The organism is Nioella aestuarii (assembly GCF_050896395.1).
In the GTDB taxonomy this organism is placed as follows: Bacteria; Pseudomonadota; Alphaproteobacteria; order Rhodobacterales; family Rhodobacteraceae; genus Nioella; species Nioella aestuarii.
Genome location: NZ_JBPBBA010000011.1, coordinates 14,915 through 36,037, shown reverse-complemented (window position 1 = coordinate 36,037; position 21,123 = coordinate 14,915). Strand labels below are relative to the sequence as shown.

The window sequence follows — 21,123 nt, the reverse complement described above, 5'->3', positions numbered from 1 at the left end:
AGCCGTGACATGACGATCCATTGGTGCGGAACCGGCCTGTCGGCCATCCCTGGCCTGCGCAGGCTGATCGAAGCGGGCCAGCCCGTTGTGGTGTGGAACCGGACGATTGCCAAGGCCGAAGAGGCCGTGGGTGATTTGACCAAGGACATCCGGGTCTTCGACCTCGACGCGATCGGCGCGGCACTGCAACCCGGCGACGTGGCCGTGTCGATGCTGCCCGGAGACTGGCATGTTCCGCTGGCCGAGCTGTGCATTACCAAGGGCGCGCATTTTGTGTCCTCCTCGTACATCGCGCCCGAGATGCGGGCGCTGGATGCGAAAGCGAAAGAGGCGGGGCTGGCACTGGTCAATGAGGTGGGTCTCGACCCGGGCATCGACCATCTGATGGCCCATGCGCTGGTGGCTGACTACCGGTCGTCCGATGCGTTTGACCCGGCCAACACCCATAGCTTCATAAGCTATTGCGGCGGCATCCCTAAAATTCCCAACCCCTTCCGCTACAAGTTCAGCTGGTCGCCCCTTGGCGTGCTGAAGGCGCTGCGGTCGCCGTCGAAGTCATTGGCCGGAGGCGCCGAAAAGATCGTGACCCGCCCATGGGACGCGATTTCCAGCTACGAGGCCCCGCTTCCCACGCCGGAAAGCTTCGAGGTCTATCCCAATCGCGACTCCCTGCCCTTCATGACAGAATATGGCTTTGACGCGGATTGGACTGTCGACACCTTCGTGCGCGGCACATTGCGATTGAACGGCTGGAAGGACGCCTGGACCCCGGTCTTCCGTGAGATCGAGACGTTGCAGGACCCCGAAGGGGATGCCCGGCTGAAGGAAATGTCCGATCAGTTCTGGACCGAGAACGCCTATGATGAGGGCGAGCCAGACCGCGTGGTTCTCTGCGTGTCGCTCAAGGCAGAGCAGGACGGTCAGACCGTCTGGCACAAGACCTATGCGATGGATGCCTGGGGCGACGATCACGGAACCGCAATGGCACGTCTGGTCTCTGTCCCGGTGTCGCTCGCAGTTGAGGCGGTTCTGGCGGGTCGCATCGGGGCCGGTGTTTCCGCCGCGCCGTCAGACTTGATGCTGGTACGCGAATGGATGGGCGTTGTCGCCGATCTGGCGCAACATCTGGCAATCGTCGATCACCAATAAGCAGGGGGCCTTCGGGCCCCTTTTTTATAGCAGATCTTCTTCCGCCTCGGACGGGTCGACACCTAGCGCCTCCAGCCCTGCTTCCAGGTGATCCGAAAGATGTGGTGTACCGATGAGATAATCTGCCGTTGGCGTCGTCGCCTCCGCCCGTGCGGTCGCCAGTGCCTCGGCAAAATCTTCAACCTCAAAACTGCCGCGCCCGATCCACATGACAGCGACAACCTCGGCCTGCTCATCTTCGTTCAGGGTTTCAAGAAACCCACGCAGCTCTCCTTCCGCTCGGTCGAGTTCGTGTCCCATCAGGATGATCTGTGCGACCTTGTGGGTGGAAATGGCCAGCATGTCGGGTCCTCCGGTTTGTCCGTGTCTTGGGGCCGCGCGCCCGGGTCAATCCTGCGCTTGTTTTGTCAGCCATGCAACGGCGGGCCGGGTCAGCCAGCCGGGAAGAGCGTGAAGCAGCCGCACCAACACCCCCGCAGCAGACGGAACCGTCCGCCGAAAACGCGGGGTGCCCATATGTTCAAAAATTCCCGCGGCAGCAGTGTCCGGCGCAACATCAATCCAGCCCCCCGGCACACCGAGCGTCACCAATTGCACGGCCAGCTCTGTCCCCTTTGCATCGACCGCCAACGATTCCGCCAACAGGCGCACACCTGCCTTAGAGGCCGCGTAGCCCGCCTGCCCGGGCGCCCCGCCGATCCCGGCAAGACTGTCGAGCAACACGATGTGCCCGCGCCCCGCGAAGATCGGCAGCGCGATGCCAAGCGCATTGGCGATTCCGGTCAGATTGGTGGATATCACTCTGCCGACTCCCGCTGCGTTCCAGTGCTCGGAACTTGCCCGGCAGTGTTCGTCCAGCGCGTAGACAAGGCCGTTGATCGTTCCCAGCTCGATGGCAACGTCTTCGAGCCCCTGTTCCTGGGTGATATCGAGGGGAATGTAGCTGGCCCGCCCCGGAAGAGTGACCATCAAGTCTTCCAGCCTACCCTGATCGCGACCTGACAGAACCAGCGAGACACCGGCACGGCTGAGCTTCTCGGCCAATGCAGCGCCAAGGGGGGTATCTGCCCCCAACAGCCAGTATCGCATTCCCGCCCAATCGCGCATCTCATCCTCCGGTGTCGCGTCGGAGGAAAGGTTTCATTTCCGCGTAGGCAGGTCCAGCGCAGATGGAACGCATTATCGTCGCAGCAAATGCCTGCCCCGGAAACTGTCGGGGCAGGAGAGGTTCGGTCAGCCCAGAACGCGGTTTCCGATTGTCCGGTCCCGCATCTGCGCCTGTCCGCCAAGCAGTGACCAGATGCGGAACATGGTCTGTGCATCGCTGGCGCGGTCGATTTCCTCTGGATGGGTTTCCTTGAGTTTCAGGACGCGGATTTCCGACTTGGTATTGATCATGACGTTCACCTGTTGGTTCACGCCCCCACAGCCCGATCAGACTGCATGGTGTCGGTTACTTTGGGCTTAACAGCGGTCGGGAAAACGCGTTCAATTGGACTAAGTTCGAGGAAAGAGGGACGCCATGGATAACAGCATTCTCATTCTTCTGAGCGCACAGGGGCTTTGTTTCGCACTGTGGGCTATGCTGTCCTTCCGGGCCATCTTCCAGATCCGCGCGATTGCCGCCGGGCATACAGGGCAGATGTTTCCGGGCCCGTTTTCCTTCCTGTCCGCCTTGGGCGCCTGGCTGAAGGATCCGTCACATCGCGGGGCCAGATACCTGTGGATCCTGTCCCTCATCGGAATCATGACACCGTCGGTGATCATAGCCCTGCGGGCAGGCAGCCTGGAATAGGTCTTTCGGAACGGCGCCACAGCCAATAAACCGGGGCCATGAAACCGCTCGACTACCGCCCCCCGCAGGATCCACTGGATATCTTGCATCACGATCACGAGATTCTGCTTGTCAACAAACCGAGCGGGCTTTTGTCCGTGCCGGGCAAGGGTGAACACCTGTCCGATTGCCTGATCGCCCGCGTGCAGGAGGCCTTCCCCGAGGCGCTGCTGGTGCATCGGCTGGATATGGATACATCGGGCGTAATGATCTTTGGCCTGACCCCTCATGCGCAGAGGCACCTGGGTCTGCAATTTGAGAAACGGCAGACCAAGAAAACCTACGTGGCGCGGGTCTGGGGCCAGATGACGGAAAAGACCGGAGAGGTCGACCTGCCGCTGATCGTGGACTGGCCCAACCGGCCCCTGCAGATGGTCGATCATGAAAACGGCAAACCGGCACAGACCGAATGGCGGGTCATGCGCGTCGGTGATGGTGAGACCCGGGTGCGGCTCTACCCGCGCACCGGACGGTCGCATCAGCTGCGCGTCCATATGCGAGAGCTTGGGCATCCCATCTTGGGCGACCCGTTCTACGCCACAGGTCCTGCGCTCGATTTTCCTCGGCTGATGCTGCACGCTGAAAGCCTGCGCCTGAGGCATCCCGATGGTGGCAAAGGCGTCACCTTCTCGGTCAAAGCCCCGTTCTGAACGACGCGCCGGGAAGGATTTTCAAAATCCTTTCAACGATCTTTCAAGATCGTTCCCACGCCCGTTTCTACCGCAGCACCCGGTCGGTAAGGTTCAGCCGGTTTGCGACAATCGGGCAAAGAAGCGGCTCTAGATCAGGCTCTTGCCGCAGGAGTTCTTCCAGATCATCCAACCGGTTCGTGGCGATCAGCTGCAATACATCGCTGCGCAGGCTGCCGTCTGAGCGACGGGGCAAGCAGTTAACCGGCTGAACCAGTTCTGCCTGAGCCTCGGACACCAATGCCCGGACCGTGTCGGCACCAAGATCGGTTTCGACAAAGGCATAGATCCCCACCCCACGGGCAGGCTGCGCATAGGTGCATAGGGCAATATCGCGCACCGCATCATTGCCGGACAGCGCCGCACGGATCGCGGGCCCATCTCGTTCAATCCTGTCCTCTGTCCCTTCGCCATCCGACCAATTCATCAGGCGTCTTGTCACGGTGTTGTAGAGAGGCTTGGCCGTGGCCATCCAGATGCGCGTCGGAAATGATTTGCGCGCCAGCATCCGGCGTTCCGTGGCGGTCAGAAGATCGGGCGCAAAGGCGCGTTTCTGCTTTAGCAGGTGGCGCAGGTCTTCCCTTGCCATCGTTCGGAACATCACGCCCCGACGGCGATGCACGCTGGCCAACTGAAAGTCGATCACCGCCGCGCGACCCTGTGGCGTGCGAAGCCAGTTCTGGGGTTTGGCGATATCGTTGTGGGTCACTCCCCGACGCCGCATCTGGCGAAGCAAGCGCTTGGCGTCACGATAAAACAGCGGATCCACGGGGCGTGCCAATTGCAGCGGCGTGCCCTCTGACCAACTGCGCAGCAGGCCGACCTTGTCCACGCGCAACAGCTCTGGGGTGCCCTCTATCCCCTGCACCGCCCGCAGGCCCCGAATTTCCTTGCGCGCCAGAAACCACGCCAAAGGCCGCGCCCAGATCGGCACGCCATCCAGCTTGCGCAGGGCCACTTTACAGGATGGATCTTCTACAAGATGCCCCGCGATGGTTTCCGAGAACACATCGCGTTTCAGAACCGTGTCCGGCACGAAAGTCAGGGGCAGCTCTGGCATATCGGGAGACCCCAAAAGACAACATCCGGAGGCGTCATACCCCCGGATGCAAAGGTTTGTCCACGATTACGCGTCAGGCGTCTTCAGACGACCAGCCCGACACCGCCTTGACCTCGCAGAAGTCTTCCAGCCCGAAGACACCGCCTTCGCGCCCATTACCGGATTTCTTCATGCCACCGAACGGGCTGCCGGCACCGCGCGACTGCCCGTTCATCTCGACCATGCCAGACCGCAAGCGCCGTGCAAGCCGGTTGCGCGTGGCGCCATCCTGGGTCTGGACGTAGTTCGTGAGCCCGTATTCGGTGTCATTGGCGATTGCCAAAGCTTCTGCCTCATCTTCAAACGGGATAATCGACAGGACCGGGCCAAAGATCTCCTCGCGCGCGATGGTCATATCGTTGTTCACGTCGGCGAAAACCGTGGGGCGCACGAAATAGCCCTTGTTGAAGCCTTCGGGCCGCCCAAGGCCACCGGCGACCAGCCGCGCGCCCTCTTCGATGCCCTTTGCGATCAGCCCTTGGATCTTGTCGAACTGCATCTGGCTGACCACAGGGCCGATGTGACGACCGGATTCGCTGGCCAGACCCACCTTGGTCGCCTCTGCCGTTGCGGCGGCGATTTCCACGGCCTGATCGTAAATCTCGCGCTGGACCAGCATCCTCGTGGGGGCGTTGCAGGACTGGCCGGAGTTGTTGAAGCAATGGAGCGCACCGCGCTTCACGGCCTTTTCATCCGCATCGGCAAAGATGATGTTGGCGCCTTTGCCACCAAGCTCCAGATGGACGGGCTTCAACGTATCCGCCGCATTTTTGGAAATCGCGATGCCCGCGCGGGTCGATCCGGTGAAGCTGATCGCGTCGATACCGGGATGGGCTGTCATCGCGGACCCGACGCCCGCGCCATCGCCGTTGATCATGTTGAAGACACCGGCAGGCACGCCCGCCTCATCGAGAATCTCTGCCCAGACCAACGACGACAAAGGCGCAATCTCGGAAGGTTTCAGAATCATCGTGCAGCCGGTTGCCAGCGCCGGGATCACCTTCAGCGTCACCTGATTCATGGGCCAGTTCCACGGCGTGATCATACCCACGACGCCGACGCCTTCGTAGATGATACGGTCATTGGGGGCATGATCGCCGAGGGGGCGCTCGAACTCGAATTCCTCCAGCGCCTTGATGAAGTTCGAGATGTGCCAGCTGCCCGCCGTAACCTGGGAACTGCGCGACATGTCGATGGGGGCGCCCATCTCGGTCGAGATCGCCTGCGCCATATCCTCACCACGGGCCTTGTAGACGTCCAGCACCTTGCGGATCAGGTCCAGCCGCTCCTGTTTGGACGTATAGGCATAGCTTTCAAACGCGGTGCGTGCGGCGGCAACTGCGGCATCCACATCAGCCTGCCCACCAAGCGAAATTGTCGCGCAGACTTCCTCGGTCGAGGGGTTGATGACGTCGAAATCATTGGGTTGGCTTGGGGCCACCCACTGGCCGTTGATGTAGAAATCTGTGCTCTTGGGCATGATCTGTCTCCCTTGTTCGGCGCGGAGCCTGTCATTGACTGCTGCCAAGGACAAGGCCCTCTGTTTGTGACGCGACGGCGTGCCGGGAACGGGTGTTCCGGCTTGCGCGCTGCGTCGGAATGTCCATCCCTATTATGCAATCATTCTAGGCTGCGCCCGTGTATCCTGGGCCCAGAACACCTATTCTTTTTAATGACGATTCAAACCAAGCCCGCAGGAGACCGAAATGGGACTTCGTATCAACGACACCATCCCCAACCTGACCGTCGAAACCGATCAGGGCAGCTTTGCGCTGCATGATTGGATCGGCGACAACTGGGCGATCCTGTTCAGCCACCCCAAGGACTTCACGCCCGTCTGCACCACCGAATTCGGCGCCGTCGCGCAGCTGGCCGATGAATGGGAAAAGCGCGGCACCAAGGTGTTGGGGATTTCCGTCGATGGCGTGGAAGAGCATGTGAAGTGGAAGGGCGATATCGAGGCCGTGGGCGGCGCCAAAGCGGGCTTCCCGATCGTGGCGGACAAGGACCTGCAACTGTCCAAAGCTTTCGATATGCTTCAGGCCGACTACTACCTGTCCGACAACCCGACCCCCGCCGACAGCCAGACCGTACGTACCGTGTTCATCATCGGTCCCGACAAAAAGCTGAAACTGTCGATGACCTATCCGATGAACGTGGGGCGCAATTTTGCCGAGGTGCTGCGTGCGCTTGATGCCCTGCAAACGGCCGCACGTGAAACCATCGCGACCCCGGCGAACTGGACGCCGGGCGCTGACGTGGTTGTGCCTATGACGGTCAGCGATGAGGACGCCATCGCCAAATACGGCTCGATCGACAAGAAACTGCCCTATCTGCGCATGGCAAAGCTGAAGGGCTGAACGCCCAAGCAGAGACAAAAGAAAAGGCCCCCAGAGTTAAACTGGGGGCCTTTTTCTTGCGATCGAAAGGGATCAGACCGCGTGCAGCGTTACCCGAGTACCGATGTCGACCATGTCATAAAGCTGCTCCACATGATCATTGACCATTCGGATGCACCCGGAAGAGGCCGACATGCCAATCGACCAGGGTTGCGGTGTTCCATGAATACGCAAAAGCGAATCGCCATAACCCGTGTAAAGGTACAGCGCCCGCGCCCCGAGCGGGTTGTCAGGTCCGCCTTCCATGCCGCCAGCGAACTGGGAATAGAGGTGCGGTTCGCGAGCTATCATGCCCGGTGTGGGCGTCCAGCTTGGCCATTCAGCCTTGCGCCCAACACGGAATGTGCCAACGGCTTGCCGCCCCTCGCGGCCCACGGCGACGCCAAATCTTAGCGCTGTGTCATTTTCATGTACCAGATATAGGAAATGTGCCCCCATATCGACATGGACCGTGCCCGGTCTGAATCCCGGATTGATGTCAACCATCTGCGGTTCATACCGCGTGGACAACTGCCAGCCGTCTTGCGCCCTGGCAATGGTTGGAGTCAGAGCCAAAGCGGCCCCTGAGGCAATGAAATGTCGGCGGGTCAGCATTGGCAGCACCCCTCCCCTTTAGCAATTTTCTGATCGTTACGAAGTTTGGCCGATCCTCGCCGGGGCGGGCAAGTCTTTGTTTGATAACGTTTCTGTAAACAATCACACCCGAGAGTTTCACAAAGACGATTCAAACCTGTCACACAGCTTTGACAGGCCCACGCTAGCCAACGCGGCAGTTGCAACCATCGCGCAAGAGGCCGCCATGAAAGACTCCGATCTCAGCCACCTGTCCTGGGACGAGTGGGATGAACATCACGATCCCCGCCCCGAAGAAACTGATTTTGACCGCGTGGTCGAGGCCGCCCTGTCGCGCCGCGGCTTCCTGTCGGGCCTTGTCGCGTTCGGCTCTGGCGCTGCTGCCATGGGCGCGGGCCTGATGAATTCCACCGCTGCTCTGGCCATGGGCCATGGTGCAAGCCGTTTTGCCTTCACCCCCATTGCCGCTCAGACCGATTTCACCGTCCATGTGCCCGAAGGTTATTCCTGGGCACCGTTGGCCCGGTGGGGCGATCCGTTGTTCTCCGACGCGCCCGCAACGCTCGACCCTGCCACAGGCGTGACAGTCGAAGCCTCTGATCGGGTGTTCGGGGAAAACACCGACGGGATGGAGCTGTTCAATGTCGATGGCCACGAGCTGATTGCCGTGAACCATGAATATGTGAACCCCGAGGTGAACCTTCCCGCGAGCGGTGGCGAGATCGAGACCGCCGACGCGGTGCTGACTTTGCAGAACATGCAAGGCGTCACCGTAATGGAAGTGGCCCATGGGGAAGCTGGCTGGCAGATCGTTGTCGATAGCCCCTTCAACCGCCGTATCCATCACAACACCGAAATGCGCCTGTCCGGCCCAGCCGCTGGCGACGCGATGCTGCAAACCTCGGCCGACCCGTCCGGCACGCAGGTTCTGGGCACGCTGAACAACTGCGGCGCGGGCCGCACGCCCTGGGGCACCTACCTGACCTGTGAGGAGAACTTTAACGGCTATTTCGGTTCTACCGATCCGAACTTCGAACGCCCCGCCGCGTTCCGCCGTTACGGGATCAACCTCGAAAGCCGCTACAACTACGAACAGCACGATGCGCGCTTCGATATCTCGGCTGAACCCAACGAACCCAACCGTTTCGGCTATATCGTCGAGATCGACCCGTCGAACCCGGACAGCACCCCGGTGAAGCGCACCGCGCTTGGCCGCTTCAAGCATGAAAACGCCGCTTGCGCGATTGCCCCCGATGGCCGCGTGGCCGTCTATATGGGCGATGATGAACGGGGCGAGTTTTTGTACAAGTTCCTGTCCAACGGCGTCTACCAGACCGGCGGCAACACCGATGGCCTTCTGGATGATGGCCAGCTGTATGTTGCCCGTTTCAACGAGGATGGCAGCGGTGAGTGGGTTGCCCTGACCCCAGAAGCCACCGGTATGTCCGAGGTCGAAATCCTGGTTCACACCCGTATGGCCGCCTCTGCCGTCGGCGCAACCACAATGGACCGCCCCGAGTGGGTCGCCGTGAACCCGATCGCGGTCGAAGCCTATTGCGCGCTGACCAATAACAGCCGCCGCGCGCTGCTCAACGATGACAGCACCATGCGTACCAACGCTGGCGGCGACGTGATGGACCTGAATGCGGTCAACCCGCGCGCGGGCAACCGCTATGGCCAGATCGTGCGCTGGCGCCCGGCAGATGACGATCACGCGTCGGACAGCTTCGCCTGGGATCTGTACGTGATGGCCGGGAACCCAGAAGTGCATGACGACGCCTATGGCGGATCGGACAACGTCAACGCTGGCAACCTGTTCAACTCGCCCGATGGGATGATGTTCGACACAGCCGGGTTGCTGTGGATCCAGACCGATGGTGACGACAGCAACGAGGGCGATTTCGCGGGCATGGGCAATAACCAAATGCTCTGCGGTGACCCGGAAACCGGTGAAATCGTGCGCTTCCTGACCGGCCCCAACGGCTCGGAAGTGACGGGCATCACCTGGTCATCGGATCGGCGTACCATGTTCGTGGGCATTCAGCATCCCTCGGCCCCGTTCCCCGATGGTGACGGCCAATTGGCCCGTTCTTCCATTGTGGCCGTTTGGCGCAACGATGGCGGGCTTGTCGGCTAAGCTCTGCCCAAGACGATTTTAGCACCAGATTTTTGCTTAAAGCCCCGGCAGGCATCGCTTGCCGGGGATTTTTGTCAGGCCTGAGCCGCCATCAGCGGGTTGGACTTGCGGGCAATGGAATGCTCCGCCCCGATATGACGGCACCCGCCGTTGTCCAGATATCCGACATGCCGCCTCGCCTCGCGCATATGGCGCGAGATGTCCTTTTCCTTGCCGAAGCGGCTATAGCCGCCAAGATCCTGCCAGGTGCTGCGGCGGATCACATGCGGGTTGAAGGTGAACCCGTACCAGCGCATGTGGACGCGGGTCATAAGCGCGTAGGAAACGCCGTCAACCTCCTCATAAGTGACGCGGGCCGCACGTTGCGGTTCGATCGGCATGTCATCCAGTTCCCGCACGCAGATCGACGTCAGCGAGGGGTCGGAGTCCAGCAGGGAGATGGCTTCTGGCAGGAAGTCGGTCCGCGAGAATTCCCAATCATCCTCGATATGGAAGATATAGGGCGTATCCACGGCCTCATACATCGCGTCTACAGCGGGGTGATGACCCACGCGACCCCCGAGGTCGATGCGTTTGCCATGAGGGCAGAGCTTGTCGAACATCCGGTTCGTTGGCTCATCCCCGAAATCATTGATCGCCACAATCGGCAGCAACTGCATTTGCGGCCCGAGACTTGCAATCGTCTGTTCCAGATAGTCGGGGCGCAGCCCCATCGTCATGCAAATCGTGATCTGCCCGCTCATCTCTTTGCCTCTCTGCCCTACCCCCGGCGGTGTGCGCTCTTGCGGGCAGGTCTGCTCGTTATCCTTATCTTTACACAGTTTTTCCCAAAACTTCGGCAAAAAAATGACCCCGGAGAAATCTCCGGGGTCATGGATAGGTATCTGGTGCTTGGGCTTACTCGCCAGCGTCCGGCGCTTCTTCCTTGCCGGTTTCCTGGTTGACCATCTTCATGGCCAGACGGACCTTGCCGCGATCGTCGAAGCCCAGAAGTTTGACCCACACTTCCTGACCTTCTTTCAGAACGTCGGAGGGGTGGTTCAGGCGGCGGTTCTCGATCTGGGACACGTGCACCAGACCGTCGCGCTTGCCGAAGAAGTTCACGAAGGCGCCGAAATCGACGATCTTCACGACCTTGCCCTTGTAGATCTGGCCTTCTTCCGGCTCTGCCACGATCGCATGGATCATGTCATAGGCCTTCTGGATGGCCTCGCCATTCGGGCTGGCGATCTTGATGATGCCGTCGTCGTTGATGTCGACCTTGGCGCCCGAGACTTCCACGATCTCGCGGATGACCTTACCGCCAGAGCCGATCACTTCACGGATCTTGTCGGTCGGGATCTGCATTGTCTCGATGCGCGGTGCGTGGATCGAGAACGAGCCCGCTTCGGTCATAGCTTTCGCCATTTCACCAAGGATGTGAAGCCGGCCGGCCTTGGCCTGCGCCAGAGCCTTTTCCATGATCTCGGGCGTGATGCCCGCAACCTTGATGTCCATCTGCAGCGAGGTGATGCCGTTTTCGGTACCGGCCACTTTGAAGTCCATGTCGCCGAGGTGATCCTCGTCGCCAAGGATGTCGGTCAGAACCGCATAGTCGCCGTCCTCTTCCAGGATCAGGCCCATGGCCACACCGGCAACCGGCGCCTTCAGCGGAACACCCGCATCCATCATCGACAGCGAGCCGCCGCAGACAGACGCCATGGAGGAGGAGCCGTTCGATTCGGTGATCTCCGAAACCACACGGATGGTGTAGGGGAAATCGGTGGCGGCGGGCAGAACGGCCTGAAGGGCGCGCCATGCCAGTTTGCCGTGACCGATTTCACGACGGCCCGGAGGGCCCACGCGACCGGCTTCACCGACCGAGTAGGGCGGGAAGTTGTAGTGCAGCAGGAAGTTCGATTTGAAGTTCCCGTGCAGCGCGTCGATGAACTGCTCGTCGTCGCCGGTGCCAAGGGTGGTCACAACCAAACCTTGGGTTTCGCCACGGGTGAACAGGGCAGAACCGTGGGTCCGGGGCAGAAGGCCGGTTTCAGACACGATCGGGCGCACGGTATCCAGTGCACGGCCGTCGATCCGCTTGCCGGTCTTTACCACGTCGCCCCGCAGAACGGCGGCTTCCAGCTTTTTCAGCGCGGAACCGAGGTTTTCGTCCTCGCGCTGCTCCTCGGTCAGGGCCTCGATGATGGCGGCCTTTGCGTCGGAAACAGCGGTGGTGCGTTCCTGCTTGTCGGTGATGGCATAGGCGGCGCGGATCTTCTCCTCGCCGGCGGCCTTCACAGCGTCATAAAGCGCCGAGTAATCGGCAGGCTGGAAGTCGAAGGGCTCTTTCGCGGCGTCTTCAGCCAGGCTGATGATCAGGTCGATCACCGGCTGGATCTGTTCATGCGCGAAGGTCACGGCGCCCAGCATCTCTGCTTCGGACAGCTCGTACGCTTCGGATTCCACCATCATCACGGCGTTCTTGGTGCCGGCCACAACCAGATCAAGACGCTGATCGGGGTTGTTGCGCAGGTCGTGCATGTCATCGACCGTCGGGTTCAGAACGTATTCACCGTCCTCGAAGCCAACGCGGCAGCCAGCAATCGGGCCACGGAACGGCGCGCCCGAGATGGTCAGCGCAGCAGAAGCGGCGATCATGGCGACGATGTCAGGATCGTTGACCAGGTCGTGGCTCAGCACGGTGCACATGACCAGCACTTCGTTCTTGAAGCCGGGCACGAACAGCGGGCGGATCGGACGGTCGATCAGGCGCGCGGTCAGGGTTTCCTTCTCGGTGGGGCGGGCCTCACGCTTGAAGAAGCCACCCGGCACTTTACCGGCGGCATAGTACTTTTCCTGGTAGTGCACGGTCAGCGGGAAAAAGTCCTGCCCCGGCTTGGGTTGCTTGGCGAAGGTCACGTTGGCCATGACCGAGGTTTCACCGAGCGTGGCGATGACCGAGCCATCAGCCTGACGGGCAACCTTACCCGTTTCCAGTGTAAGCGTTTCTTCGCCCCACTGCATGGATTTCGTCGTAACGTTGAACATGTATCGTATCCTCGATGGGAGCACTCCCAGCCCCTGCCGGGTCTCCCGTTTGCATGGCGGCCCCATTGCCGCCGACCCCAATCCTATTCATGCGCCCGGGGTCAAAGGCATCACGTCTCAGATGGGCGGCCACATACAGGAGTTTGACGCAGATAGAAAGAGAAACCGGATTCAACTGCGATCGACGTCACGCACGAACGGTTTCGGCCTGTCTCATCAGCCAGTTCACGAAGCAGCGGACAGTGGGGCGAAGGTGACCATCTCCGGTTTCGACATAATAGTTTCCGAAACCGGATTCCGAAAACAGTGCCACCACCCGGCCAGCCTTCAGATCCTCGCGGAAGAAAGCCCGCGCCGAATAGGTGATCCCGTCCCCACGCCTGACAGCGTCCATGATCAGGTGACCCGGCATGTTTGTCACGGTCAGAGGCGTTTCGGGTATGACGCCGTGAAACGTCAGCCAGCCCGCCGCCTCGTTGGTGCCGAGTTCCTGCAGCCAAGGTAACGCCACCAAGGCTGCGGGAGTCGAGACATCGCGACCCTCGATCAGTTCGGGAGTCGCGACGATAATCATGTCGGAAACAACCAAGGAATGAACGGCCGGCTTCGGTCGACGCAAATCGTGATAGCGGATAGCAACATCGACACCGCCGGGGCGCAGCTCGATCACCTCTGCCGTTGGATTGATAACCAGAGGGATCTCAGGATGCACTGTTTGAAACTCCGTGACCCGCGGCATAAACCACTCGGTCGCGAAGGCAGGTGACATCGTCACTTGCAATGGGCGCGCGACTTCCGCCTCTGTCAACTCGGCCACACCCGCGAAGATCTGGGCAAACCCGGAATCCAGCTTCTTTGCCAGCGCGACCCCTTCAGGCGACAGTGCCAATCCTCGACCGCTGCGGGTCACGAGTGCCACATTCAACCGATCTTCAAGCAGTCGCACCTGCTGACTCACGGCAGCTGGTGTCACGTTCAACCGATCTGCCGCGCGGCTAAAACTGCCGGACTCGGCGACAGCCGAAAAGGCGCGCAGACTGTTCAAAGGGGGAAGTGTCAGCCAATCCATTGTTTAGATATTCTATCATATCGCCATTCTTTTTGAATTGCTCAAACTGGCCCCGCGCCCAACAGTTCGTAAACAAGCTACACGGAGGACGCGATGGCAGCGGGACGCACACATCACGAGGGGGGCTGCTACTGCGGCGCCATCAGGTATCGCATTTCCGGCGAACCGACCTTTTCGGCCCATTGTCATTGTCGCTCGTGCCAGCGCGCCCTTGGCGGTGCGTTCGTTACCTGGGCAGTGGTCGCCCTCAAAAACTTCGAGGTTGTGCGCGGGGTCATCAAGACCTGCGAAAAGACCAAGGGCATCCATCGCGGCTTCTGCGGCGATTGCGGCACCACTCTGACCTATGCCGCCAAAAACGAGGTTGAGGGCGAGGATTGGAGCAAGGACGCATGGTTCACCGCAGCATCGCTGGACGATCCCGCGATCGTCACCCCGAAAAACCATGTCTACGTCTCACACAAACAGCCCTGGATCACGCTAAATGACGGGCTGCCCTGTTTCGAGAAATTCTGATTTTTCAACCGAAAGGAGACCCACTGATGGCCGATAGCTATTCATATGCCTGCAAGGATTACCCCGGGATGGAGGGTTGCCCCGGCAAGGTCACTGCGTCTACCGAAGACGAAGTCGTCAAGCTGATGGAGCTGCATGCCGTCGTCGCCCATGGGGAAGACCCGTCAAGCTGGACGGAAGAGGACCGCGCCTTTCTGGGATCCCTGATCAAACAGGATTGACCGGCCCAAAATGGCGGCCATGGCGACCTTGACGCTATGCCCTACACGGTCCACAGCAACCTCGCAAACATCCGCTTCCAGATGATGACACGGGGTCAGGCATGAACCAACGCAAACGCATTCTGCTTCTCCACACCGGCGGCACCATAGGGATGGTTTCGACAGGTCGCGGACTGAAACCCGAACTCGGGGTCGTGGAAGCCGCAGTTGAGCAATTGCTGACAGAGCGCGGGACCGATCTGCGGGTCGAGATCATCCGGCTGGATCCCTTGATCGACAGCGCCAATGCAACCCCTGCCGACTGGAACCGGCTGGCGACTGAAATTGTCGGGCGGGCCGATCAGCACGGCGCGATCCTCATCACTCATGGCACCGATACGCTGGCCTTCACGTCTTCTGCCCTGACCATGGCGCTGGAGGGATTGAACACGCCAGTGATCCTGACCGGTTCGATGATCCCGCTGAGCGTGCCGGACAGTGACGGTTGGGCCAACCTGGGTGACGCACTTCAAGCGACCCAAACCGCTGAACCCGGCGTCTGGATTCAGTTCGCGGGCAAGCTGCTGCGCGGGCCGCGGGCGCGCAAGATCCACAGCTCCGCCCCCGACGCCTTTTCCGCAATGCTGTCGGACCGCCCGCCGCGCCGCGAGGGTGAAACGCTCCGCCAGCACCGGTTCGGCCACGCCCGAATTGCCGTTGTGCCGGTTGCGCCCGGATGTGACATGCGAGTGGTGGGCTTTGCCATGGACCACAGCGATGGTGTCGTCCTGCGCTGCTACGGCAGCGGCACCGTGCCGGACGATCCGCTGCTGGAACAGGGACTGGCGCGCGCCGCCGACCGGGGCATTCCCGTGGTTGCAGTCAGCGAAACGCTGGCGGGCGGCACATCGCTTGGCCACTATGCGGCCGGGGCGGTGCTGTTGGATCACGGGGTGATCGACGGGCGCGACATGACGCTGGAGGCGGCCTATGCCAAGCTGACGCTTGCGCTGGCCACTGTGAAGGGCCGCTCAGCGCTTGCTGAGTTTGTCGAAACGCCGCTGTGCGGGGAATTCGGCGCGCCGTTTCCGGTGCCCTGACCGTTATTCCAGGTGATAGCCTTGGAACTCCTTGACCGTGGACAGGCTGAGCAGCGTTTTCATCTGCGTGACTGACGGGATCTCTGACAGGCGGTCGCGATAGAGCTTTTCGTAGGCTTCCGTGTTCCGGGCTGCGAGGCGAATGAGATAGTCGAACTCACCCGAGATCATATGGCATTCCAATACCTCTGGCATGTGCCGGATCGCCTCTTCAAAGGCCAGGATGTGCTCTTTCCTCTGGCTCGATAGTTTGACCTCGATGAAGATCTGAATTTCAAGTCCCACGGCTTTGCGGCTGAGCCGCGCCGTGTAATTCGCGATCTTGCCAGTGCTTTCCAAAAGTTTCACCCGCCTATGGCAGGCAGACAGAGACAACCCGACCTGATCGGATAGCCTCGCCATGGAGATTTGGCCGTCCCGCTGCAAGACGGAAAGAATTTTCATGTCCAACTGGTCCATCGGAAATTTTCCCTAAACAAGCTACTTTTACATCTATTTTTCGCAAATTTTCTTCTTATGCAAGAAATACGGGAATCTTTCTCGTGCAGGTGATGGTATCTTATGGGTGTCTCGCAGGAGGCAAATACAACCTAAGGGAGGCATGAATGTCCCATAAGATCGTCGTCGGGTTCGACGGCAGCGAAAGTGCCCGCGCGGCCCTGACCTTCGCTGTCGAAGCAGCCCGCAAAAACGGGGGTGAGATTCTCATCGCCCACGTCCTGGAATGGTCCCCCTATTCCTTCCTGACCCCGACAGAACTGGAAGAGCGTCACAAGCGGCGCGGGGAAGAGCTGGAGCGCGCCGAGAAAGCGATCCTGAGCCCCGTCGTGGAAAGCGTGAAAGCCAGCGGTGTCGCGGTCTCGACCGCCCTTCGCTACGGCCATATCGCCGAAACGCTGGTCAGCATCGCCAAGGAAGAAGGTGCCGATCAGATCGTCATTGGCCGGACAGGGCATTCCAGCCTGTCGTCGCGGCTGTTCGGATCGGTTGCGGGCAGCCTCGCGCAAGTTGCGCCGGTCGCTGTGACCATCGTTCCATAATCCATCCACAGGACACGTCATGAAAACGCATTACAAGGCCGCGGCAACTGCCGCGACGGCCTGGCTGGCTGCATCCGCACCCGCCATGGCACAGTCCATTGACCAGCGCGTGAACGAGATTTTCGCGAATTCTACAGGCTGGTTCGTCAACTTCATCTTCAGCCCCTTCCCCGGCACGTCCTTTCCGTGGATCGTGGCCTGGCTGGTTGTCGCGGCAACCGTCTTCACGGTTTATTTCGGACTGATCCAGTTCCGCGCGTTCCCGCATTCCATCGCGCTTGTGAAAGGCGACTATTCCGATCCCAACGACGCGGGCGAAGTCAGCCACTTCCAGGCCCTTGCTACCGCCCTGTCGGGCACTGTGGGCCTGGGCAACATCGCAGGTGTGGCTGTCGCTATCGGCATTGGCGGTCCCGGCGCAACGTTCTGGATGATCCTCGCGGGCCTGATGGGCATGGCGTCGAAATTCACCGAATGTACGCTCGGTGTGAAATACCGGAACGAATACGAGGACGGCACCGTTTCGGGTGGCCCCATGTACTACATGACCAAGGGCTTTGCCGAACGTGGCCTGCCCGGCGGCAAGGCCATGGCGATCCTGTTCTCGATCTTCTGTATCCTTGGCGCACTTGGCGGCGGCAACATGTTCCAGGCCAACCAGGCCCATGCACAGCTGACCAACGTTGTGGGTGATTACCCCGGCTGGATTACCGGGGTGATTTTCGCGGGCATCGTTTTTGCTGTGATCGTGGGTGGCCTGCAATCTATCGCGAAGGTCACTGAAAAGGTCGTTCCGATCATGGGTGTGATGTACGTGGCAACCGCGTTGGTCATTCTGCTGATGAATGCCGACATGATCGGATGGGCCTTCGGCCAGATCTTTGAAGGGGCCTTCACCGGGCTCGGCGTCGCTGGCGGCATGGTGGGCGCACTGATCCAGGGCTTCAAGCGGGCCGCTTTCTCGAACGAAGCGGGCGTTGGTTCCGCTGCAATCGCCCACTCGGCGGTTCGGACCAAGGAACCGATCACCGAAGGTTTCGTGTCGCTACTGGAACCCTTCATCGACACCGTCGTGATCTGCACGATGACCGCTCTGGTGATCATCATCACCGGACAGCTGGTATCCGACCCTGAAACCGGTCTTTACCTGCTGAACGAAGGCGGCAGCATGATCCAGACCGTTGATGGCAATTCCGGCGTGGCGCTGACTTCGGCGGCCTTCTCTTCGGCCTTCGGCTGGTTCCAGTACGTGCTGGCCATCGCGGTGATCCTGTTTGCCTTCTCGACCATGATCAGCTGGTCCTACTACGGCCTCAAGGCATGGACCTTCCTGTTTGGTGAAGGCAAGACCACGGAACTGGTGTTCAAGGTGATCTTCTGCATCTTCGTGGTGATCGGTGCCGCCGCCAGCCTTGGTCCGGTGATCGATTTCTCGGATGCGGCGATCTTTGCCATGGCCGTGGTCAACATCATCGCACTTTACCTGCTGATGCCGATCGTCAAGCGCGAGCTGGACAGCTATCTCTCGCGGCTGAAGTCGGGCGAGATCCGCAAGTTCCACTGACGGGCTAGCCTATTGAAACATGATCTGCGCGCTTCCGGGAACTCTCGGGGGCGCGTTTTCGTGCAGCCACATTGGCCGCATCCCGGCTCAATCATCGCGCGACGGCCGGTCGGCTTGACCCCTGCCCGCAAATCCCTAGGGTGCCGCCAACCTGTGGCACCAACCCCCGAGGCCCCCATGACACAACGCCTGCACCTTGTTTTCGGCGGAGAGCTGATCGACCCGACAAAGAGCGCCTTCAAAGATGTCGACGCTATAGACATCGTCGGCATGTTCCCCGACTACGCCAGCGCCTATGATGCCTGGAAGGACGCAGCGCAGCGCACCGTGGACAATGCCCATATGCGTTACTACATCGCCCATATTCACCGCCTGCGCGACGAAGAGCGCGAGGCGTCCCCAACCGAAGAGCTTGACAGCTGAAGGCACCCCCTCGATGCGGTTTTCCCCTGCGCTTGCGGCCTATATGGCCTTCTCGGCCCGTGCGACACGGTTCGCCGAGAAGAAACTTTCGGCGCGGCTGGACGCGGGCAAGGAAAACCCCGATCGCATCGACGAGCGGCGCGGTATCGCCGGGATGCCACGGCCAGAGGGCGATCTGATCTGGTTTCACGCTGCCAGCGTCGGAGAGTCCCTGTCGCTGCTAGAGCTGATCCGCCGCATGTCTGAGGAACGGCCGGACCTGAATTTTCTTGTGACAACTGGAACGGTCACATCGGCACAGGTCATGGCGGCACGTTTGCCGGAGTCAGCGTTTCATCAATTCATTCCGGTTGACGCCCTGCCCTATGTGCGCCGGTTCCTTGATCACTGGCGCCCGACCCTGGCCGTATGGACGGAAAGCGAGCTTTGGCCCGCCCTGATCGTGGAAACCAAGGCGCGCGCCATTCCGATGGTCATCATCAATGCGCGCATGTCCAAGACAAGCCACGACCGCTGGCGCTTTTTGCGCGGCATGGTCCGCAGCCTGTTGGAGCGGTTCGATGAGGCGCATGTTCAGGACGATCTGACCGCGTCCTACCTGCGGCATCTCGGGTTGCCGGGTGAAAGGCTCTACGTCACCGGCACGCTTAAAGAAGGGGCCGCGGCGCTACCTTGCGATGAAACAGTCCGCGCCGGGCTGGCCCGGCAGTTGAACGGGCGACCGACCTGGCTGGCGGCCTCGACCCATCAGGGGGAGGAGCAGAAGATCCTCGACGCTCATAAGCAGGCGCTGCGGGTCAACCCGCGCCTTCTTCTGGTGCTTGTTCCCCGTCACCCGCATCGTGGCGACGAGATTGCTGCCCTGATCGAAGCGTGCGGATGCAGCTTTGCCCGCCGCAGCGCAGGTGAACAGCCCGACTCTGACACAGCGGTTTATCTGGCCGATACCCTTGGGGAGCTTGGTCTGTGGTACCGCCTCGCGCCGATCAGCTTTGTTGGCGGGTCGCTGGAACCCATTGGCGGTCACAATCCGTTTGAACCGGCAGCGCTCGGCTCGGTCATTTTGCATGGGCCTTATGTCAGCAACTTCGTCGACATCTTCCAGCGGCTGTCCGAGGCAGGTGCGTCGCGTCTAGTGTCTTCGCCAGACTCACTCGCGGCAGCCGTGAATGACCTGTTGAACCCCGACCGCGCCGCCGAGATGGCCCATGCCGCATGGGAGGTCTGCTCCGCCGGAGCAGAGGTCACCGACAAGGCGCTCGACATGCTGTTCGACCATCTGGACCGCACCCCGCGGCTGACGGCAAACTGATGCAGGCGCCGGGGTTCTGGCATAGAAAACCGGGGCTACTGAGCCTTCTGCTGTCTCCACTCGGTAAGCTCTATGCCGGGACAACTGCCCGGCGGCTGCGCAAGGTAACGCCACATCGCGCGGGCGTTCCGGTGATCTGCGTCGGCAATCTGAATGCAGGTGGCACCGGAAAAACCCCGACCGTAATCGCACTGGCCGAGCGACTGAAGGAACGCGGCATTGCCGCCCATGTTGTCAGCCGGGGCTATGGCGGATCGGTCGAGGGTCCGCATCGGGTGGACGAGGCCAATGATCGTGCTGAACGCGTTGGCGACGAACCCCTTCTGCTTGCGGCTTTCGTGCCGGTCTGGGTCGCCAAGAACCGCGCCGCCGGGGCAGATGCCGCCGTGCAGGCCGGCGCGGAGGTTATCTTGATGGATGACGGGTTTCAGAACCCCGACTTGCACAAGGACTTATCCATCATCGTCGTCGATGCCGGGCGCGGGTTCGGGAATGGCAAGACCATCCCCGCCGGCCCCCTGCGCGAACCCGTCGCCACCGGCCTTGCGCGCGCTGATCTGGTCCTGTCCATCGGACCCTCAGCTGCACAGACCCGGTTTCAGAAAGACTGGGGTGGACAGATCTCCCTGCCACATATCAAGGGCAGGCTAGAGCCGCTGCCAACCGGTATGCCGTTCGAAGGGCTGCCGGTGTTGGCCTTTGCAGGAATCGGAGATCCTGGGAAGTTCTTTGCAACGCTAAGATCCATGGGGGCAGACGTTTTGCGGGCAGAACCCCTCTCGGACCACCAGCTTTTGACGGATGCCCTGCTGACCCGGTTGGAACAAGATGCCTTCGCCCTGGGCGCGCAATTGGTCACGACTGAAAAGGACGCCGTGCGCCTGCCCAGATCTTTCAGGCCAAAGGTGCTGACGGTGCCGGTCAGGTTGCGGTTTGACAATCCAGACCCTCTGGACGCCGCGCTTGATCGGGTTCTCGGCTAAGACCGGTCG

The 21,123-nt window shown here is 60.8% G+C and carries 23 protein-coding genes; 13 read left to right on the top strand and 10 right to left on the bottom strand.

The window, feature by feature from the left end:
• Positions 1-9 precede the first annotated feature (9 nt).
• Entirely contained in the window at positions 10-1,149 is a 1,140-nt protein-coding gene (locus ACROHD_RS08745) for a saccharopine dehydrogenase family protein (protein WP_432677252.1), read from the top strand.
• A 24-nt stretch (positions 1,150-1,173) separates the two neighbouring features.
• On the opposite strand, the gene ACROHD_RS08740 is transcribed toward ACROHD_RS08745, so the two are convergent.
• The 3 genes from ACROHD_RS08740 to ACROHD_RS08730 all read right to left on the bottom strand — a co-directional run bounded on the left by ACROHD_RS08740 (position 1,174) and on the right by ACROHD_RS08730 (position 2,547).
• Entirely contained in the window at positions 1,174-1,491 is a 318-nt protein-coding gene (locus ACROHD_RS08740) for a DUF3775 domain-containing protein (RefSeq protein WP_432677251.1), read from the bottom strand.
• A 45-nt stretch (positions 1,492-1,536) separates the two neighbouring features.
• Entirely contained in the window at positions 1,537-2,256 is a 720-nt protein-coding gene (locus ACROHD_RS08735; RefSeq protein WP_432677250.1) for an SDR family NAD(P)-dependent oxidoreductase, read from the bottom strand.
• Positions 2,257-2,382: 126 nt separating this feature from the next.
• Positions 2,383-2,547, bottom strand: coding sequence for a hypothetical protein (locus ACROHD_RS08730; protein ID WP_432677249.1), 165 nt, complete (start codon positions 2,545-2,547; stop codon positions 2,383-2,385).
• A gap of 124 nt (positions 2,548-2,671) precedes the next feature.
• Between ACROHD_RS08730 and ACROHD_RS08725 the strand changes: the two genes are divergently transcribed.
• Both ACROHD_RS08725 and ACROHD_RS08720 read left to right on the top strand, forming a co-directional pair.
• Entirely contained in the window at positions 2,672-2,944 is a 273-nt protein-coding gene (locus ACROHD_RS08725) for a hypothetical protein (RefSeq protein ID WP_432677248.1), read from the top strand.
• A gap of 38 nt (positions 2,945-2,982) precedes the next feature.
• Entirely contained in the window at positions 2,983-3,633 is a 651-nt protein-coding gene (locus ACROHD_RS08720) for a pseudouridine synthase (protein ID WP_432677246.1), read from the top strand.
• Positions 3,634-3,700: 67 nt separating this feature from the next.
• Here the strand turns inward: ACROHD_RS08720 and ACROHD_RS08715 are convergent, their stop codons facing one another.
• Both ACROHD_RS08715 and ACROHD_RS08710 read right to left on the bottom strand, forming a co-directional pair.
• Complete coding sequence (locus ACROHD_RS08715; protein ID WP_432677244.1) at positions 3,701-4,732, bottom strand: serine/threonine protein kinase; 1,032 nt, start codon at positions 4,730-4,732, stop codon at positions 3,701-3,703.
• Between the two features lie 73 nt (positions 4,733-4,805).
• Positions 4,806-6,251 carry an aldehyde dehydrogenase family protein gene (locus ACROHD_RS08710; RefSeq protein WP_432677243.1) on the bottom strand — a complete coding sequence of 482 codons (1,446 nt, stop codon included), beginning with the start codon at positions 6,249-6,251 and terminating at the stop codon, positions 4,806-4,808.
• A gap of 226 nt (positions 6,252-6,477) precedes the next feature.
• On the opposite strand from ACROHD_RS08710, the gene ACROHD_RS08705 reads away from it, so the two are divergent.
• A complete protein-coding gene (locus ACROHD_RS08705) occupies positions 6,478-7,131 on the top strand; it encodes a peroxiredoxin (protein WP_432677241.1) in 654 nt (217 codons plus the stop codon).
• A 72-nt stretch (positions 7,132-7,203) separates the two neighbouring features.
• Here the strand turns inward: ACROHD_RS08705 and ACROHD_RS08700 are convergent, their stop codons facing one another.
• Positions 7,204-7,764 (bottom strand): L,D-transpeptidase, encoded by a 561-nt coding sequence (locus tag ACROHD_RS08700; protein ID WP_432677240.1) that lies wholly within the window; start codon positions 7,762-7,764, stop codon positions 7,204-7,206.
• A 205-nt stretch (positions 7,765-7,969) separates the two neighbouring features.
• Here ACROHD_RS08700 and ACROHD_RS08695 point away from each other — a divergent pair, with 205 nt between their 5' ends.
• On the top strand, positions 7,970-9,880 hold the full coding sequence (locus tag ACROHD_RS08695; protein WP_432677239.1) for a PhoX family protein: 1,911 nt from the start codon (positions 7,970-7,972) through the stop codon (positions 9,878-9,880).
• Between the two features lie 74 nt (positions 9,881-9,954).
• On the opposite strand, the gene ACROHD_RS08690 is transcribed toward ACROHD_RS08695, so the two are convergent.
• From ACROHD_RS08690 to ACROHD_RS08680, 3 genes are all read right to left on the bottom strand, one after another.
• The gene (locus tag ACROHD_RS08690) at positions 9,955-10,623 is read right to left on the bottom strand and encodes a glycosyltransferase (protein ID WP_432677238.1); all 669 of its coding nucleotides are present in this window, start codon (positions 10,621-10,623) and stop codon (positions 9,955-9,957) included.
• A 154-nt stretch (positions 10,624-10,777) separates the two neighbouring features.
• On the bottom strand, positions 10,778-12,907 hold the full coding sequence (gene pnp / locus ACROHD_RS08685; protein ID WP_432677236.1) for a polyribonucleotide nucleotidyltransferase: 2,130 nt from the start codon (positions 12,905-12,907) through the stop codon (positions 10,778-10,780).
• Between the two features lie 187 nt (positions 12,908-13,094).
• The gene (locus ACROHD_RS08680) at positions 13,095-13,976 is read right to left on the bottom strand and encodes a LysR family transcriptional regulator (protein ID WP_432677235.1); all 882 of its coding nucleotides are present in this window, start codon (positions 13,974-13,976) and stop codon (positions 13,095-13,097) included.
• 93 nt (positions 13,977-14,069) lie between these two features.
• Between ACROHD_RS08680 and ACROHD_RS08675 the strand changes: the two genes are divergently transcribed.
• The 3 genes from ACROHD_RS08675 to ACROHD_RS08665 all read left to right on the top strand — a co-directional run bounded on the left by ACROHD_RS08675 (position 14,070) and on the right by ACROHD_RS08665 (position 15,792).
• The gene (locus ACROHD_RS08675; protein WP_432677234.1) at positions 14,070-14,492 is read left to right on the top strand and encodes a GFA family protein; all 423 of its coding nucleotides are present in this window, start codon (positions 14,070-14,072) and stop codon (positions 14,490-14,492) included.
• Between the two features lie 26 nt (positions 14,493-14,518).
• Positions 14,519-14,713, top strand: coding sequence for a DUF1059 domain-containing protein (locus ACROHD_RS08670; RefSeq protein WP_432677233.1), 195 nt, complete (start codon positions 14,519-14,521; stop codon positions 14,711-14,713).
• A gap of 101 nt (positions 14,714-14,814) precedes the next feature.
• Positions 14,815-15,792: an asparaginase gene (locus ACROHD_RS08665; protein ID WP_432677232.1), complete on the top strand. Its 978-nt coding sequence runs from the start codon at positions 14,815-14,817 to the stop codon at positions 15,790-15,792.
• A 3-nt stretch (positions 15,793-15,795) separates the two neighbouring features.
• Here the strand turns inward: ACROHD_RS08665 and ACROHD_RS08660 are convergent, their stop codons facing one another.
• On the bottom strand, positions 15,796-16,251 hold the full coding sequence (locus tag ACROHD_RS08660) for an Lrp/AsnC family transcriptional regulator (RefSeq protein ID WP_432677231.1): 456 nt from the start codon (positions 16,249-16,251) through the stop codon (positions 15,796-15,798).
• 146 nt (positions 16,252-16,397) lie between these two features.
• Between ACROHD_RS08660 and ACROHD_RS08655 the strand changes: the two genes are divergently transcribed.
• From ACROHD_RS08655 to lpxK, 5 genes are all read left to right on the top strand, one after another.
• Positions 16,398-16,832: a universal stress protein gene (locus ACROHD_RS08655; protein WP_432677229.1), complete on the top strand. Its 435-nt coding sequence runs from the start codon at positions 16,398-16,400 to the stop codon at positions 16,830-16,832.
• 19 nt (positions 16,833-16,851) lie between these two features.
• Positions 16,852-18,396 (top strand): alanine/glycine:cation symporter family protein, encoded by a 1,545-nt coding sequence (locus ACROHD_RS08650; protein WP_432677227.1) that lies wholly within the window; start codon positions 16,852-16,854, stop codon positions 18,394-18,396.
• A 177-nt stretch (positions 18,397-18,573) separates the two neighbouring features.
• The gene (locus ACROHD_RS08645; RefSeq protein WP_071691491.1) at positions 18,574-18,819 is read left to right on the top strand and encodes a DUF4170 domain-containing protein; all 246 of its coding nucleotides are present in this window, start codon (positions 18,574-18,576) and stop codon (positions 18,817-18,819) included.
• A gap of 13 nt (positions 18,820-18,832) precedes the next feature.
• Positions 18,833-20,131: a 3-deoxy-D-manno-octulosonic acid transferase gene (locus ACROHD_RS08640; RefSeq protein WP_432677225.1), complete on the top strand. Its 1,299-nt coding sequence runs from the start codon at positions 18,833-18,835 to the stop codon at positions 20,129-20,131.
• A complete protein-coding gene (lpxK, locus tag ACROHD_RS08635) occupies positions 20,131-21,114 on the top strand; it encodes a tetraacyldisaccharide 4'-kinase (protein WP_432677224.1) in 984 nt (327 codons plus the stop codon). Before ACROHD_RS08640 ends, lpxK begins: the two co-directional genes overlap by 1 nt.
• Positions 21,115-21,123 lie beyond the last annotated feature (9 nt).

Excerpts from the sequence above, each read along its gene's own strand:
- ACROHD_RS08745 (WP_432677252.1), top strand. The coding sequence starts at position 10 with ATGACGATCCATTGGTGCGGAACCGGCCTGTCGGCCATCCCTGGCCTG.
- ACROHD_RS08740 (WP_432677251.1), bottom strand. The coding sequence starts at position 1,491 with ATGCTGGCCATTTCCACCCACAAGGTCGCACAGATCATCCTGATGGGA.
- ACROHD_RS08735 (WP_432677250.1), bottom strand. The coding sequence starts at position 2,256 with ATGCGCGATTGGGCGGGAATGCGATACTGGCTGTTGGGGGCAGATACC.
- ACROHD_RS08730 (WP_432677249.1), bottom strand. The coding sequence starts at position 2,547 with ATGATCAATACCAAGTCGGAAATCCGCGTCCTGAAACTCAAGGAAACC.
- ACROHD_RS08725 (WP_432677248.1), top strand. The coding sequence starts at position 2,672 with ATGGATAACAGCATTCTCATTCTTCTGAGCGCACAGGGGCTTTGTTTC.
- ACROHD_RS08720 (WP_432677246.1), top strand. The coding sequence starts at position 2,983 with ATGAAACCGCTCGACTACCGCCCCCCGCAGGATCCACTGGATATCTTG.
- ACROHD_RS08715 (WP_432677244.1), bottom strand. The coding sequence starts at position 4,732 with ATGCCAGAGCTGCCCCTGACTTTCGTGCCGGACACGGTTCTGAAACGC.
- ACROHD_RS08710 (WP_432677243.1), bottom strand. The coding sequence starts at position 6,251 with ATGCCCAAGAGCACAGATTTCTACATCAACGGCCAGTGGGTGGCCCCA.
- ACROHD_RS08705 (WP_432677241.1), top strand. The coding sequence starts at position 6,478 with ATGGGACTTCGTATCAACGACACCATCCCCAACCTGACCGTCGAAACC.
- ACROHD_RS08700 (WP_432677240.1), bottom strand. The coding sequence starts at position 7,764 with ATGCTGACCCGCCGACATTTCATTGCCTCAGGGGCCGCTTTGGCTCTG.
- ACROHD_RS08695 (WP_432677239.1), top strand. The coding sequence starts at position 7,970 with ATGAAAGACTCCGATCTCAGCCACCTGTCCTGGGACGAGTGGGATGAA.
- ACROHD_RS08690 (WP_432677238.1), bottom strand. The coding sequence starts at position 10,623 with ATGAGCGGGCAGATCACGATTTGCATGACGATGGGGCTGCGCCCCGAC.
- pnp (WP_432677236.1), bottom strand. The coding sequence starts at position 12,907 with ATGTTCAACGTTACGACGAAATCCATGCAGTGGGGCGAAGAAACGCTT.
- ACROHD_RS08680 (WP_432677235.1), bottom strand. The coding sequence starts at position 13,976 with ATGGATTGGCTGACACTTCCCCCTTTGAACAGTCTGCGCGCCTTTTCG.
- ACROHD_RS08675 (WP_432677234.1), top strand. The coding sequence starts at position 14,070 with ATGGCAGCGGGACGCACACATCACGAGGGGGGCTGCTACTGCGGCGCC.
- ACROHD_RS08670 (WP_432677233.1), top strand. The coding sequence starts at position 14,519 with ATGGCCGATAGCTATTCATATGCCTGCAAGGATTACCCCGGGATGGAG.
- ACROHD_RS08665 (WP_432677232.1), top strand. The coding sequence starts at position 14,815 with ATGAACCAACGCAAACGCATTCTGCTTCTCCACACCGGCGGCACCATA.
- ACROHD_RS08660 (WP_432677231.1), bottom strand. The coding sequence starts at position 16,251 with ATGGACCAGTTGGACATGAAAATTCTTTCCGTCTTGCAGCGGGACGGC.
- ACROHD_RS08655 (WP_432677229.1), top strand. The coding sequence starts at position 16,398 with ATGTCCCATAAGATCGTCGTCGGGTTCGACGGCAGCGAAAGTGCCCGC.
- ACROHD_RS08650 (WP_432677227.1), top strand. The coding sequence starts at position 16,852 with ATGAAAACGCATTACAAGGCCGCGGCAACTGCCGCGACGGCCTGGCTG.
- ACROHD_RS08645 (WP_071691491.1), top strand. The coding sequence starts at position 18,574 with ATGACACAACGCCTGCACCTTGTTTTCGGCGGAGAGCTGATCGACCCG.
- ACROHD_RS08640 (WP_432677225.1), top strand. The coding sequence starts at position 18,833 with ATGCGGTTTTCCCCTGCGCTTGCGGCCTATATGGCCTTCTCGGCCCGT.
- lpxK (WP_432677224.1), top strand. The coding sequence starts at position 20,131 with ATGCAGGCGCCGGGGTTCTGGCATAGAAAACCGGGGCTACTGAGCCTT.